At 61.3% G+C, this 13,909-nt stretch carries 12 protein-coding genes and 1 pseudogene; 10 read left to right on the forward strand and 3 right to left on the reverse strand.

The window, feature by feature from the left end; translation table 11 throughout:
* Window positions 1-54 precede the first annotated feature (54 nt).
* A complete protein-coding gene (rnhB, locus tag PAN31108_RS14465; protein ID WP_246183959.1) occupies window positions 55-690 on the forward strand; it encodes a ribonuclease HII in 636 nt (211 codons plus the stop codon).
* The gene (locus PAN31108_RS14470; RefSeq protein WP_150669516.1) at window positions 687-1,466 is read left to right on the forward strand and encodes a TrmH family RNA methyltransferase; all 780 of its coding nucleotides are present in this window, start codon (window positions 687-689) and stop codon (window positions 1,464-1,466) included. Before rnhB ends, PAN31108_RS14470 begins: the two co-directional genes overlap by 4 nt.
* A 192-nt stretch (window positions 1,467-1,658) precedes the next feature.
* Here the strand turns inward: PAN31108_RS14470 and ppsR are convergent, their stop codons facing one another.
* On the reverse strand, window positions 1,659-2,549 hold the full coding sequence (gene ppsR, locus PAN31108_RS14475) for a posphoenolpyruvate synthetase regulatory kinase/phosphorylase PpsR (RefSeq protein ID WP_150669517.1): 891 nt from the start codon (window positions 2,547-2,549) through the stop codon (window positions 1,659-1,661).
* A gap of 299 nt (window positions 2,550-2,848) precedes the next feature.
* On the opposite strand from ppsR, the gene ppsA reads away from it, so the two are divergent.
* The 3 genes from ppsA to PAN31108_RS14490 all read left to right on the forward strand — a co-directional run bounded on the left by ppsA (window position 2,849) and on the right by PAN31108_RS14490 (window position 7,000).
* The gene (gene ppsA, locus PAN31108_RS14480; protein ID WP_150669518.1) at window positions 2,849-5,239 is read left to right on the forward strand and encodes a phosphoenolpyruvate synthase; all 2,391 of its coding nucleotides are present in this window, start codon (window positions 2,849-2,851) and stop codon (window positions 5,237-5,239) included.
* Window positions 5,240-5,394: 155 nt separating this feature from the next.
* Window positions 5,395-5,829, forward strand: a complete 435-nt coding sequence (locus PAN31108_RS14485; protein WP_150669519.1) for an NfeD family protein — start codon at window positions 5,395-5,397, stop codon at window positions 5,827-5,829.
* A 196-nt stretch (window positions 5,830-6,025) separates the two neighbouring features.
* Window positions 6,026-7,000: an SPFH domain-containing protein gene (locus PAN31108_RS14490; RefSeq protein WP_150669520.1), complete on the forward strand. Its 975-nt coding sequence runs from the start codon at window positions 6,026-6,028 to the stop codon at window positions 6,998-7,000.
* 249 nt (window positions 7,001-7,249) lie between these two features.
* On the opposite strand, the pseudogene smpB reads toward PAN31108_RS14490, so the two are convergent.
* Window positions 7,250-7,699: pseudogene (gene smpB, locus PAN31108_RS14495) on the reverse strand (SsrA-binding protein SmpB); the annotation flags it as partial.
* Between the two features lie 155 nt (window positions 7,700-7,854).
* Here smpB and PAN31108_RS14500 point away from each other — a divergent pair.
* Entirely contained in the window at window positions 7,855-8,289 is a 435-nt protein-coding gene (locus tag PAN31108_RS14500; protein ID WP_150669555.1) for a type II toxin-antitoxin system RatA family toxin, read from the forward strand.
* Window positions 8,279-8,617 carry an RnfH family protein gene (locus PAN31108_RS14505; protein ID WP_150669522.1) on the forward strand — a complete coding sequence of 113 codons (339 nt, stop codon included), beginning with the start codon at window positions 8,279-8,281 and terminating at the stop codon, window positions 8,615-8,617. Before PAN31108_RS14500 ends, PAN31108_RS14505 begins: the two co-directional genes overlap by 11 nt.
* 28 nt (window positions 8,618-8,645) lie before the next feature.
* Here PAN31108_RS14505 and PAN31108_RS14510 read toward each other — a convergent pair whose 3' ends face one another.
* Window positions 8,646-9,575, reverse strand: coding sequence for a DMT family transporter (locus PAN31108_RS14510; RefSeq protein WP_150669556.1), 930 nt, complete (start codon window positions 9,573-9,575; stop codon window positions 8,646-8,648).
* A gap of 414 nt (window positions 9,576-9,989) precedes the next feature.
* Between PAN31108_RS14510 and guaB the strand changes: the two genes are divergently transcribed.
* Genes guaB through guaA form a run of 3 tightly spaced genes read left to right on the forward strand, consistent with a single transcriptional unit; the run spans window position 9,990 to window position 13,707 of the window.
* Window positions 9,990-11,450 (forward strand): IMP dehydrogenase, encoded by a 1,461-nt coding sequence (gene guaB / locus PAN31108_RS14515; protein WP_150669523.1) that lies wholly within the window; start codon window positions 9,990-9,992, stop codon window positions 11,448-11,450.
* Window positions 11,451-11,456: 6 nt separating this feature from the next.
* Window positions 11,457-12,149 (forward strand): hypothetical protein, encoded by a 693-nt coding sequence (locus PAN31108_RS14520; RefSeq protein ID WP_150669524.1) that lies wholly within the window; start codon window positions 11,457-11,459, stop codon window positions 12,147-12,149.
* Window positions 12,124-13,707 carry a glutamine-hydrolyzing GMP synthase gene (gene guaA, locus PAN31108_RS14525; RefSeq protein WP_150669525.1) on the forward strand — a complete coding sequence of 528 codons (1,584 nt, stop codon included), beginning with the start codon at window positions 12,124-12,126 and terminating at the stop codon, window positions 13,705-13,707. The genes PAN31108_RS14520 and guaA overlap by 26 nt, the downstream gene beginning before the upstream one ends.
* The last annotated feature ends 202 nt before the right edge of the window (window positions 13,708-13,909 follow it).

Consider the following 13,909-nt stretch of genomic DNA (forward strand, 5'->3'; position numbering starts at 1 on the left):
TCAACCGCGACCAAGCCGCGGGGACGTGCCGGGGCCAGGGCACCGGCTCCGCAAATGGTGTTCGATTTGTTTGCGGACGTTGCGGCGGACCTGACCTGTGGGGTGGATGAAGTCGGTCGCGGCCCGCTCGCGGGCCCGGTCGTGACGGCCGCCGTCATTCTCGATCCGTCGCGACCGATCAAGGGGCTGGCCGATTCGAAGAAGCTCACCGCGCTGCGACGCGAAGCGCTGTACGAAGAGATCGTCGAGCGTTCGCTGGCGTTTTGCATTGCTGAGGCGAGCGTCGCGGAGATCGATTCGCTGAACATTCTGCATGCGACGATGCTGGCGATGCAGCGCGCGGTGAATGGTCTGTCACGCGTGCCGACGCTGGCGCTCATCGACGGCAATCGTTGCCCGGTGTTGCCGATGCGTGCCGAGGCTGTCATCAAGGGTGATGATAAGGTGCCCGCGATTTCGGCGGCGTCGATCCTGGCCAAGGTGACACGTGACCGTCAGTTGGCCGCATTGCACGAGGAGTTCCCTCAGTATGGCTTCAACGAGCACGTCGGCTACGGCACGCCGAAGCATCTCGAAGCCTTGCGCGCGCATGGCCCGAGCCCGCATCATCGTCAGTCGTTTGCGCCCGTGCGTGAAGCGTTTGAAGTCTTCGGCACGCTTACGTTGCCGCGCGTGGTGCGTTCCTCATGAAGCTCATCAGTTCCAAAGATAATCCGTTCTACAAGCGTCTGAAGCAACTGGCGCAGTCGAACCAACAGCGCCGCAAGCTGGGGCAGACGCTGCTCGAAGGCGTACATTTGGCCGACGCCTATCTCGGCGCGCTGGGACAACCGTTAGTCTGTGTGGCGGCGGAGTCGGCGCTGGAGAACGACGAAGTCGCACAACTCTGGGCAAAGGTGGATCCGGAGCGCCGTGTCTGCCTGCCGGAGGCCCTGTTCGCGCCGCTGTCGACGTTGGTCAACGGGGTGTCGCTGCTATTCGTCGTGGAGATGCCGTCAGGGCATTTGCCTGCGGCGCAGACGACCGACTGCGTCATCCTCGATGCGGTGCAGGACGCCGGTAACGTCGGCTCGATTCTGCGCAGCGCAGCAGCGGCGGGTGTGCGGGACATCTACTGCATGTCCGGCACCGCGCTCGCGTGGTCGAGCAAGGTGCTGCGCGCAGGCATGGGCGCGCACTTCTCGTTGAACATCGTGGAGCATTGCACGCCGGACTCGCTGGCGCCGCGCCTGTCGGTGCCCTTGCTCGCGACAAGCCTGCAAGCAAGTACGTCGCTCTACGATCAGAATCTTCGCACGCCGGTGGCATGGGTGTTCGGCAACGAAGGTGCGGGTGTGTCGCCACACTGGCTCGATCGCGTGCAGACGCCGATCCGTATTCCGCAACCGGGCGGAATGGAGTCGCTGAACGTGGCGGCGTGTGCGGCCATCTGTCTGTTCGAGGCGGTGCGTCAGCGGCTGACTTGACGTCGGTCGCCGATTGACCCATCAATCGCAACCTATCAAGCAAAAGGGACGCTCATGGCGTCCCTTTTGCTTGGCGACCGTCCGTTCCCGCTCCGTTCCCGCTCCGTTCCCGCTCCGTTCCCGCTCCGTTCCCGCTCCGTTCCCGCTCCGTTCCCGCTCCGTTACGGCGGTCCGATCGATACCCTCAGCAACTCAGTAAACGTCTCGCTCCAGCTTGATTTCCTGAAGGATCGTCGTTGCGATTTCCTCGATCGATTTGTGCGTCGACGACAACCACTTGATACCTTCACGGCGCATCATGGCTTCGGCTTCGTTGACCTCGTAACGGCAATTCTCCAGCGACGCATACTTGCTCCCCGGACGACGCTCGTTACGGATCTCGGAGAGACGTTGCGGATCGATGGAGAGTCCGAAAATCTTGTCCTTGTACTGATCGAGGGTGGAGGGCAGTTTTTCGCGCTCGAAGTCGTCGGGAATCAGCGGATAGTTGGCCGCCTTCACCCCGTACTGCATGGCGAGATAGAGTGTGGTCGGCGTCTTGCCGCTGCGCGAGACGCCAACGAGGATGACGTCGGCGCTTTGCAGATTCTTGTTGGACTGACCGTCATCGTGCGCGAGCGAGAAGTTCACGGCCTCGATCCGGTTCTTGTACGCTTCGCTGTCGGCATTCTGGTGCACACGGCCGATGGCGTGCATCGACTTCAGGCCCAACTCCTGTTCCAGCGGCTCGATGAATGTCTGGAACATGTCGAGAATCACGCCCTGGCAATTGCGCAGGATCTCATTGGCGCGGGCGTCGACCAGCGTGCTGAAAATGATCGGACGCACCCCTTCGCTCCGATACATTTCATTGATCCGTTGCGCTGTCTCATAGGCTTTATCGACGGAATCCACGAACGGTACGCGGATCTGACGGAAACGCATCTCGAATTGCGCGAGGATCGAATGGGCGAAGGTTTCCGCCGTGATCCCCGTGCCGTCGGACACGATGAAAACGGGCCGCGCGGCGATGGGTTTGGCCGGTGCGGCAGGCTTGCCAGCGGCGGGGATCGGGGAATTTCCGGGAGTGGTGGCGTTGCTCATGCGCAGAATCGCAAAATGGTGCATTGCACGGTAGAATAGCGGCAACTTGTTGGATAAGCAATTGCGCGACCGTCGCGCGATGTTCCGTGTGAGCCTCGTCCGGCGGGGTGTTCCGGGAATTGACGATGGTTTGCAGCGGGTCGTCGGGCGCTAGCCCCTGGTTCTCGACGACGCTTAAGACGACGCATAAGCGCGACATGTGCGCGAACAATGCGCGATTCCTTATCCAACAGGTCGACCGGCCAATGTCAGTCCCAGCCGGTCCGCCGAGAATTCTTTTTCTTACCTTAGGGGCTTTTATGACTAACGCAGCACACGACGGCGCCTACGTGGTGCCGTTTGAGCATCTGCGCATGACCGACGTCGAGTCGGTCGGCGGCAAGAATGCATCACTTGGCGAAATGATCAGCCAACTGGCCAACGCAGGGGTTCGCGTGCCGGGCGGCTTCGCCACGACGTCTTTCGCCTTCCGCGAGTTCCTCCAGCACAACAACCTGACCGAGCGCGTTGCCAAGCGTCTCGAGGGTCTCGACGTGGACAACGTCAAGGCGCTCGCGGAAGCCGGTGCGGAAATCCGTCAATGGATCGTCGATGCGCCGTTGCAGCCTCAACTCGAGAAGGAAATTCGCGACCAGTTCGCACGCATCGCCGGCGACCAGCCGGAGGCTTCGTTCGCCGTGCGTTCGTCGGCCACGGCCGAAGATTTGCCGGATGCTTCGTTCGCCGGTCAGCAGGAAAGCTATCTGAACGTCGTCGGCATCGAAGACGTGCTCGATCGCATGAAGCACGTGTTCGCGTCGCTGTACAACGACCGTGCAATTTCGTACCGCGTCCACAAGGGCTTCACCCACGCTGAAGTGGCGTTGTCGGCCGGTGTGCAGCGCATGGTGCGCTCGGACTGCGGCGCCTCGGGCGTGATGTTCACCATCGACACCGAGTCGGGTTTCCAGGACGTCGTCTTCATCACTGCCAGCTATGGCCTGGGCGAGACGGTCGTGCAAGGCGCCGTGAACCCGGACGAATTCTACGTCTTCAAGCCGACGCTCAAGGCCGGCAAGTATCCGATCATCCGCCGCACCCTCGGCTCGAAGCTCGTGAAGATGGAATTCACACAACCGGGCGAACCGGGTCGCGTGAAGACCATCGACGTGCCGATGGAACTGCGTAACCGTTACTCGATCACCGACGACGATTGCGCCGAACTGGCCAAGTTCGCGCTGATCATCGAGAAGCACTACGGTCGTCCGATGGACATCGAGTGGGGCAAGGACGGCAAGGATGGCAAGATCTACATCCTTCAGGCGCGTCCGGAAACGGTGAAGAGCCAGTCGGCAGGCAAAGCTGAGCAGCGCTTCAAGCTCAAGGGCGACGCGCCGGTGCTGGCGACGGGCCGCGCGATCGGTCAGAAGATCGGCGCCGGTCCGGTGCGCGTGATCATGGATCCGAGCGAAATGGAACGTGTCCAGCCGGGCGACGTGCTGGTGGCCGACATGACCGACCCGAACTGGGAGCCGGTGATGAAGCGTGCGTCTGCCATCGTGACGAACAGGGGTGGTCGTACCTGCCACGCGGCCATTATCGCGCGTGAGCTGGGCGTGCCGGCCGTGGTCGGCTGCGGTGACGCCACTGACGTACTGAAGGACGGCGCGCTGGTGACCGTCTCGTGCGCGGAAGGCGACGAAGGCAAGATCTACGATGGTCTGCTCGAGACCGAAGTTACCGAGATTCAGCGCGGCGAAATGCCGAAGATCCCGGTCAAGATCATGATGAACGTGGGCAACCCGCAACTGGCCTTCGATTTCGCGCAACTGCCGAACGAAGGTGTGGGTCTGGCGCGTCTCGAATTCATCATCAACAACAACATCGGTGTGCACCCGCGCGCGATTCTCGAGTACCCGAACATCGACGCCGACCTGAAGAAAGCGGTCGAGTCGGTGGCTCGCGGTCATGCCTCGCCGCGTGCGTTCTACGTCGACAAGCTGGCCGAGGGCATCGCTACGATCGCTGCGGCGTTCTATCCGAAGAGCGTGATCGTGCGTCTGTCGGACTTCAAGTCCAACGAGTACAAGAAGCTGATTGGCGGTTCGCGTTACGAGCCGGATGAAGAAAACCCGATGCTGGGCTTCCGCGGTGCGTCGCGTTACATCTCGGAAGACTTCGCTGAAGCTTTCGAGATGGAGTGCCGTGCGCTCAAGCGCGTTCGCGATGAGATGGGCCTGACGAACGTGGAGATCATGGTGCCGTTCGTGCGGACGCTGGGCCAGGCGGAGCGCGTGGTCAACATGCTCGGCGACTATGGTCTGAAGCGTGGCGAGAACGGTCTGAAGCTCATCATGATGTGCGAAGTGCCGTCGAACGCCATTCTGGCCGACGAATTCCTCGAGTACTTCGACGGTTTCTCGATCGGCTCGAACGATCTGACGCAGCTCACGCTGGGTCTGGACCGCGACTCGGGCATGGAATTGCTGGCGAAGGACTTCGACGAACGTGACCCGGCTGTTCAGTTCATGCTGAGCCGTGCGATCAAGGCTTGCCTGTCCAAGGGCAAGTACGTCGGTATCTGCGGTCAGGGCCCGTCGGACCATCCGGATCTCGCCGAGTGGCTGGCGAAGGAAGGTATTGCGTCGATGTCCCTCAACCCGGACACGGTAATCGAGACGTGGCAGCAACTCGCCAAGCTGACGAAGTAAGCGCTGCGATAATCGTCTGATTTAGGATGCGTCCGAGCGGCACCTCGGACGCGACTGGAAAGCGGGCCGTCCCTTGGGATGAGCGCGCTGACCAGTTGGTTTCATGCTATAAACCCCGGTATCACACCGGGGTTTTTTTGTATCTGGGAGTTGCGATGGAGCAGGCTTGGCTTTGGTTCGGCGTTGCCGGATTGATCGTGGTGCTGGAGCTGGCGAGCGGGACGTTCTATCTCCTGATGGTGGCGCTCGGCGTGGCCGCTGGTGGCATCGCCGCGCTGTTGCGCGCGGATTGGCCGTTGCAGTGGGTCTCGGCGGCGGTGGTGGCCAGTGTGGCCGTGTGGGCATTGCGCCGTAGCCGGTTCGGCAAGCGTCGTATCAAGGTCGATGCGTCGGCGGACCCCAATACCAATCTCGACATCGGTCAGCGACTTCGGGTGGAGGCATGGCGTCCCGATGGTCAGGCGCGCGCGATGTATCGCGGTGCCGAATGGGACGTGGAGCTTTTGCCGGGAGAATCGCCCGATCCCGGTTGGTTCGTCATCCGAGAGGTGCGCGGCAGCCGGTTGTACGTTGTGCATGCGGTCGCGTAAGGGAGATGGCGCGAAATCGCGTGAGGATCACCGGCGAGTTCAGTGTGGCGGGCGCGTCGTTCACGCACCCCGATGAGCGCTGAAGCTCGTCATGCGGGCGAACACTTTCGTGTCGCCGCTGTCAGATAGTCAGTCCCGCAATAGCGGGTGACAGGGAACCAGTCTGCTGGTGGGGCAGACGCTTTCGGGGGGAAACATGATATCCAACGTCGCATTTATTCTCTTCATCATTGCGGTGATCATTGCGGCGCGCTCGATCAAGATCGTGCCGCAGCAGCACGCGTGGGTGGTGGAGCGTCTCGGCAAGTATCACGCCACGCTCACGCCCGGCATGTCCATCGTCGTACCGTTCGTGGATCGTGTGGCCTACAAGCACGTGCTCAAGGAAATTCCGCTCGACGTGCCGAGCCAGATCTGTATCACCAAGGACAATACGCAATTACAGGTTGACGGTATTCTGTATTTTCAGGTGACGGATCCGATGAAGGCGTCTTACGGGTCGAGCAACTTCATCGTCGCCATTACGCAACTGGCTCAGACAACGCTGCGTAGCGTGGTCGGCAAGCTGGAACTCGACAAGACGTTCGAGGAGCGCGAGTTCATCAATCACAGCGTGGTGAACGCGCTCGATGAGGCGGCCGCGAACTGGGGCGTAAAAGTGCTGCGTTACGAGATCAAGGATCTGACGCCGCCGAAGGAAATTCTGCATGCCATGCAGGCGCAAATCACTGCCGAGCGCGAGAAGCGGGCATTGATCGCGGCGTCTGAGGGTAAGAAGCAGGAGCAGATCAACCTGGCCTCCGGTGCGCGCGAAGCCGCGATTCAGAAATCGGAAGGTGAGCGTCAGGCAGCGATCAACCAGGCACAAGGTGAGGCTGCGGCAATTCTGGCGGTGGCGGAGGCGAATGCCGAAGCCATTCACAAGATTGCGACGGCGATTCAGACGCAGGGCGGTATGGAGGCGGTGAACCTGAAGGTCGCGGAGCAGTATGTCGATGCGTTCAGCAAGATGGCGAAGACGAACAACACGCTGATCGTGCCGGGCAATTTGTCGGATATGAGCGGGATGATCGCGTCGGCGCTCAAGATCGTGCGTGGCACGGAGGGCGGCACCGGCGCGCCCCCGGAAGGGAGCCCCGGTGGCTTCGGTAACTCGGGCGTGCGCCGTTAAGTCCTGGGGCGCGGGGCGCCCATAAGCGGTGCCGCCTGTTTGCGCTAACCCCTACCGTGGAAACGAAAATGCCGCTTCGATATGCCAATCGAAGCGGCATTTTTTTGGATTTCGTATTCGGGGCCGCAATGTCGGATCGGCGTCGGAGCGACTTGGCCGAACGGCGTCTGCCCTTGCGGGCGGGCGCTTTCCCGCATCCGCCATCACGCCGCGCGGGTATGACGGCGGCGTCCGACATGGCTTAATGGTTTATGTGGGGTTGCGCATCAATCGTGCTTTCTCGCGATTCCAGTCGCGTTCCTTCTCGGTCTCGCGCTTGTCGTGCAGCTTCTTGCCCTTGCCGAGGCCGATCTCGCACTTCACGAGCCCCTTGCTGTAATGCAGGTTGAGCGGGACAAGCGTGTAACCGCGTTGCTCGACCTTGCCAATGAGTTTCTTGATTTCGTCTGCCTTGAGCAGCAGCTTGCGCGTGCGCACCGGGTCAGGGGTGATATGCGTGGATGCCGATTGCAACGGACTGATGTGCGCGCCGATCAGAAAGATTTCGCCATGTTTGATGACGACATATCCTTCCTTGATCTGCGCCCGCCCGGCGCGAATCGCCTTGACTTCCCATCCTTCAAGTACGATCCCGGCTTCGTATCGCTCCTCGATGTGGTAGTCGAAGAAGGCCTTTCTGTTGTCGATGATGCTCATGGATCCTTGGCGGGTAACTTGGTCGGACCCGGTGGGTCGGGCTCGGGTAAAATAGCGATTTTAACAAAGAGTCTCGGCAAGAGGCGGCCAGCGACGCATACCGGATCGGTGAGACATCGATACCGCGCGTGCCGCATGCAAACCTCGCCCGACAGACGATGGCCGAAGTCAGTAAAACCGTTCTCGTGCATTTCTCCGACGAGCAAATGTACGATCTGGTGACCAATGTCGCCGATTACCCCAAATTCCTGCCTTGGTGCGGTGGTGTCGATATTCGGCATCAGGACGAGCACAGCATGGAGGCGTCGCTGATCATCGACTTCAAAGGCCTGAAGCATTCGTTCGCGACGCGCAACACGCAGGAGCGCCCGCACGCCATTCAGATGCACTTCGTCGAGGGACCTTTCAAGCGTTTTCACGGGACGTGGAAATTCACCGCGCTGCGTGAGAATGCCTGCAAGATCGAGTTCAGTCTGCACTACGAATTTGCGAATTTCCTGCTGGAGAAGGTCATCGGCCCCGTCTTCAGTCACATCGCCAATACGTTCGTCGACGCGTTCGTGAAGCGTGCGGAGGCGGTCTATGTCAAATGAGATGATTGTCGAGGTTTGTTACGCGCTGCCGAACGCGCAGACGATGATCCCCGTGACGTTGCCCATCGGTGCCACGATGCGCGATGCGATCGAGCGAAGCGGTGTGCTGCAACGCTTTCCGGAACTGGATATCGCACGCATGAAGGCAGGGGTGTTCGGCAAGGTGCGTGCGCTCGACGCCGCTGTCGACGCGGGGGATCGCATCGAAATCTACCGGGCGCTCAAGGCCGATCCGAAACTGGCGCGTCAACGCCGCGTCGAGAAGGTCCGCAACGAAGGGAGCCGCGAAGGGCAGAAGTGGCTCGGGAGCAGCCGACGCGCAACTTGATGCCGGACAGTGCTCCGTGCCTTCCGGGCTAGTGCGTTCCCCCTCTCGAATGCAGTCGGACCGACGCGCTTACGCCGACCAGCAGCAACACGATCGCCGCCAACTCCAGCAAACGCGGCAGACGATGGTCGTAGACGAATCCGTAACCAAGCGCGAACAGCGTTTCAAACACGATCAACTGGCCTGACAGGGTTAGCGGCAGCGCCCGGCTCGCCGCATTCCAGAACGCATTGCCGATGGCCGAAGCACCGACCGCCACGGCGATGTTCACGATCAAAAACATCTGCCAGTCGCGCGGTGCCTCGACCGCGACCGGATGCGGCAGCACGACGGCCGGGATGGCGAGTGCAATCGCCAGTACGCCGGTGGCGACACCCGTCAGCAGCGACCATTCTTGACTCGTGAAATGTCCGAATTTCGCGAGATATCGGGCATTAGCGACGGCATACCACGTCCAGCTCAGCAAAGCACCGATCGCGCAGGCGATGCCGGCCAGCGTAAGGCGCCAGTCGCCGCCGCTCGCTGCGGTGTGGACAAAGGCATCCACATTGATGCAGACGATACCTGCTGCGATGAGCGTTAACGGACCGATAAGCTTCGACAGCGGCAATGCGCCGTGATCGCGACTTCCGATCAGGGTGACGGTGACGGGCAGCACACCCACGATCAGCGAGGCCGGGGCGATACCCGCCATCTGAACCGAGCCCGCCAGAAACAGGTAATAGACGAGGTTGCCGACAAGACTCAGGCGGAACAGCGCCCGCCAGTCGTTGCCGGTCACAGTGTGCCGCAGGCGCGGCCAGAGCGGAGCGAGCAGCAGTGCGGACACCAGCCCGTAAAGGATGTAACGCGCAGCCGACAATTCCAGCGGCGAGAAACCCGGCAGCAGGCGAGGGGCCAGAAATACCAGTCCCGACAAGGCCCCCGCTGCCAGTCCGTAAGCAATGCCTTTGCCTATGAAAATTCGTATCCGTAGTTGGTTTGGCGGGCGCAGTGGCGGCGCAGTATCTGACGGGTGTTCGATATCGCGTGCTGCGTGCCGTGTCACGCTCGCCCGGCCGGTCGTGCGCCCGGTCCTGTCCTTCGCTTCCGGCCTTTCTGGCCGCCCGCCCGCTTGGGGAGGGCGCAAGGATAGCATCCCGGTGTCACGATACGCTTGTGAAATCCTGCGCCGGGCCGCGGTGGCAGTCCGCCGGCGCGGAGTGGCGCCGAGTGGTGCGGCAATCGTCAGGCGACCGGAGGCCTCACGATTATGTGTCCGACCCGGGGGGGGATCGGTTTGTCGGGGAAAAAGCCCCTTGACATGTGGGGCAGACATGCCATGCCTGTCGCGATTTCTGTATAATTCGGTTTTGCGCCTATAGGATTTGCCATGCGTCTGATCCAAAAAGCACTCACATTCGATGACGTGCTCCTCGTCCCGGCCTACTCTGCCGTTCTCCCGCGCGACACCAGCCTGAAAACCAAGCTCACGCGCAACATTACCCTGAACATGCCTTTGCTGTCGGCCGCCATGGATACGGTGACCGAGGCGCGTCTGGCCATTGCCATGGCGCAACAGGGCGGTATCGGTATCATTCACAAGAATCTGAAGCCGGCCGAGCAGGCACGGGAAGTCTCGAAGGTCAAGCGATTCGAGTCGGGCGTTCTGCGCGATCCGATCACGATTCCGCCGCACATGAAGGTGCGCGATGTGATCGCGTTGTCGCGTCAGCATGGCATTTCCGGTTTCCCGGTGGTGGAGGGCGCGCAGCTCATCGGTATCGTCACCAACCGTGACTTGCGTTTCGAGAGCCGCCTCGACGAGCCGGTGCGCGTGATCATGACGCCGAAGGAGAAGCTCATCACCGTGCGTGAAGGCGCTTCGCCGGCAGACGCCGAACGTCTGATGCACGATCACCGCCTCGAGCGCGTGCTGGTCGTCAACGACGCGTTCGAGCTGCGCGGACTGATGACCGTCAAGGACATCACCAAGGCGACGGAATACCCGCTGGCGAGCAAGGACGAGCACGGCAAGCTGCGTGTGGGCGCCGCCGTCGGTGTGGGCTCGGACAACGAAGAGCGCGTCGAACTGCTGGTTGCGGCCGGCGTCGACGTGATCGTGGTCGACACGGCACACGGTCACAGCCAGGGTGTGCTCGATCGCGTGCAGTGGGTCAAGAAGCATTTCCCGCAGATCGAAGTCATTGGCGGCAACATCGCCACGGCAAGTGCGGCACTGGCGCTGGTCGAGCATGGTGCAGATGCGGTCAAGGTCGGTATCGGTCCGGGCTCGATCTGCACGACGCGTATCGTCGCCGGTGTCGGTGTGCCGCAGATCACGGCCATCGCCAATGTGGCAGAAGCGCTCAAGGACACGGGCGTTCCGCTGATCGCCGACGGTGGTATTCGTTACTCGGGCGACGTCGCGAAGGCACTGGCTGCCGGCGCGCACACCGTGATGATGGGCAGCATGTTCTCCGGCACGGAAGAAGCGCCTGGGGAAGTGTTCCTGTATCAGGGCCGCTCGTACAAGAGCTACCGTGGCATGGGGTCGGTCGGCGCCATGAAGGATGGTGCGGCAGATCGTTACTTCCAGGACCCGGCCAACAACGCTGACAAGCTTGTGCCGGAAGGCATCGAAGGCCGTGTGGCGTACAAGGGCAGCGTGAACGCGATCCTGCATCAGCTGACAGGCGGCATCCGCTCGTCGATGGGCTACCTCGGTTGCCCGTCGATCAAGGATCTGCACGAAAAGGCAGAGTTTGTCGAAATCACGGCCGCGGGCATGCGCGAATCGCATGTGCACGATGTCCAGATCATGAAGGAAGCCCCCAACTACCACGTGGAGTAATTGCCCATGAAGGCCATGTTGCGTACGGTACTGTTCCTCGATGCGGCGTTGAATCTGGCACTCGGCGTGCTGCTGATCGCGTCGTTCTGGTCATCGCTGTATGCGGCCATTGATGTGCCTGCGCCATCGCCCGTGCTTTATGCGCAGGTACTCGGCGTAGCCTTCATAGGCGTGGCCTGGTTGCAATGGCACGCCACCGTGAATGGCCAGTTGACGGCGACCGTCGCGAAAGTGACGGGGCATATCAATTGGGTCAGCGGTGCGTTCGTGCTGGGGTGGCTGATCTCCGGCCAATTGGTGGTGTCGAGCGGTGGCAAGCTGATGCTCGCTGCGCTCGGGGCTGTCCTGCTGGTGGTCGGCGGTATCCTTGTCAAGCTGGCGTCCAGTGTGCGCACGAAAGAGCGCGTACAGGCGGCGCAACAGGCTGGCGAGAAGGTGCGGGGCGGTGTCGTGAGCGACACGGGCCGCGACGCACCGCATGATTATTCCGATGCCCGGGTTGTCGACGAGACTCGTGGCACGCGCGCTGAGCCGCGTATGGAGACGCCTCGCGGTGGCTCCGCTTCCGTCAATACCACGCCGGTCGCGCCTGTGGGCGCCACCGGCATTGTCACGCCCGTGCCTTCCGCCACGGCGCCGACGTCCAACGAATCCACTTCATCCGTACCTCACGATGCACGACAAAATCCTCATTCTTGACTTCGGCTCGCAAGTCACCCAGCTCATAGGACGCCGCGTTCGCGAGGCGCACGTCTACTGCGAGATCCATCCGAACGATGTTTCGGACGAATTCATCCGCGAATTCAATCCGAAGGCAATCATTCTGTCGGGTAGCCACGCGAGCACCTATGAGGATCAGGATCTGCGCGCACCGCAGGCTGTCTGGGATCTGGGGGTGCCGGTGCTGGGTATCTGCTACGGCATGTTCGCGATGACGGTTCAATTGGGCGGTCAGGTCGAGGCCAGCAGTCATCGTGAATTCGGCTACGCCGAAGTGCGTGCGCATGGTCATACGCCGCTGCTCGACGGCATCGAGGATTTCCGTACGGCCGAAGGCCACGGCATGCTCAAGGTGTGGATGAGCCACGGTGACAAGGTTACGCAATTGCCGGAAGGCTTTGCGTTGATGGCGTCGACGCCGAGCTGCCCGATCGCCGGCATGGCGGATGTGTCGCGTCACTACTATGCGGTGCAGTTCCACCCGGAAGTCACGCATACCGTGAAGGGCCGCGAGTTGCTTGAACGTTTCGTGTTGGAGATCGCCGGAGCGAAGCCGGACTGGATCATGCGCGATCACATCGAGGAGGCTGTCAAGGCGATCCGCGAGCAGGTTGGCGATGAGGAAGTGATTCTCGGTCTGTCGGGTGGGGTCGATTCGAGCGTCGCGGCGGCACTGATTCACCGTGCCATCGGCGATCAGTTGACGTGCGTGTTCGTCGATCACGGTCTGCTGCGTCTGAACGAAGGTCAGATGGTGATGGAGATGTTCCAGGGGCGTCTGCACGCGAAGGTCGTGCACGTGGACGCCACGGCGCAGTTCATGGGCCATCTTAAGGGGGTGACGGATCCGGAGCAGAAGCGCAAGATCATTGGCCGTGAGTTCGTCGAAGTGTTCCAGGCGGAAGCGAAGAAGCTGAAGAACGCAAAATGGTTGGCGCAGGGCACGATCTATCCGGACGTGATCGAGTCGGGCGGCGCGAAGACGAAGAAGGCCACAACGATCAAGAGCCACCACAATGTCGGTGGCCTGCCGGAGACGCTGGGTCTGAAGCTGCTGGAACCGCTGCGTGATCTGTTCAAGGACGAAGTGCGCGAACTCGGCGTGGCGCTGGGTCTGCCGCATGACATGGTCTATCGTCATCCGTTCCCGGGCCCGGGTTTGGGCGTGCGTATTCTGGGTGAAGTGAAGCAGGAGTACGCGGATTTGCTGCGTCGTGCCGATGCGATCTTCATCGAGGAACTGCGTAACACGGTCGAGCCGAATAGCGGTAAGACGTGGTACGAACTGACGAGTCAGGCGTTCGCGGTGTTCCTGCCGGTCAAGAGCGTGGGGGTGATGGGCGATGGCCGCACTTACGAGTGGGTCGTAGCGCTGCGCGCCGTGCAAACGCAGGATTTCATGACGGCTCACTGGGCCCACCTGCCGCACGAACTGCTTGGCAAGGTCTCGAACCGCATCATCAACGAAGTGCGTGGTTTGAACCGGGTTGTGTACGACATTTCGGGCAAGCCGCCGGCGACGATTGAGTGGGAGTGAGCCTCTCCGGCAAGGCAATCACTGATATCGATTGATCAGCTTGTCAGTATCGTTACTGTTGCAGCGATGGTGACTCGATTAGCGGTTGAGTCTGAACTTGCGCCAAGCTGAAAATTGGACAAGCTTTGGACAAGAAACGGCCTGGCATTTGCCAGGCCGTTTTGCATTGAAGTCGCATCTCGGCGCCCAGGCGCATGACGAT

This window comes from Pandoraea anhela, from assembly GCF_902459655.1.
Classification (GTDB): domain Bacteria; phylum Pseudomonadota; class Gammaproteobacteria; order Burkholderiales; family Burkholderiaceae; genus Pandoraea; species Pandoraea anhela.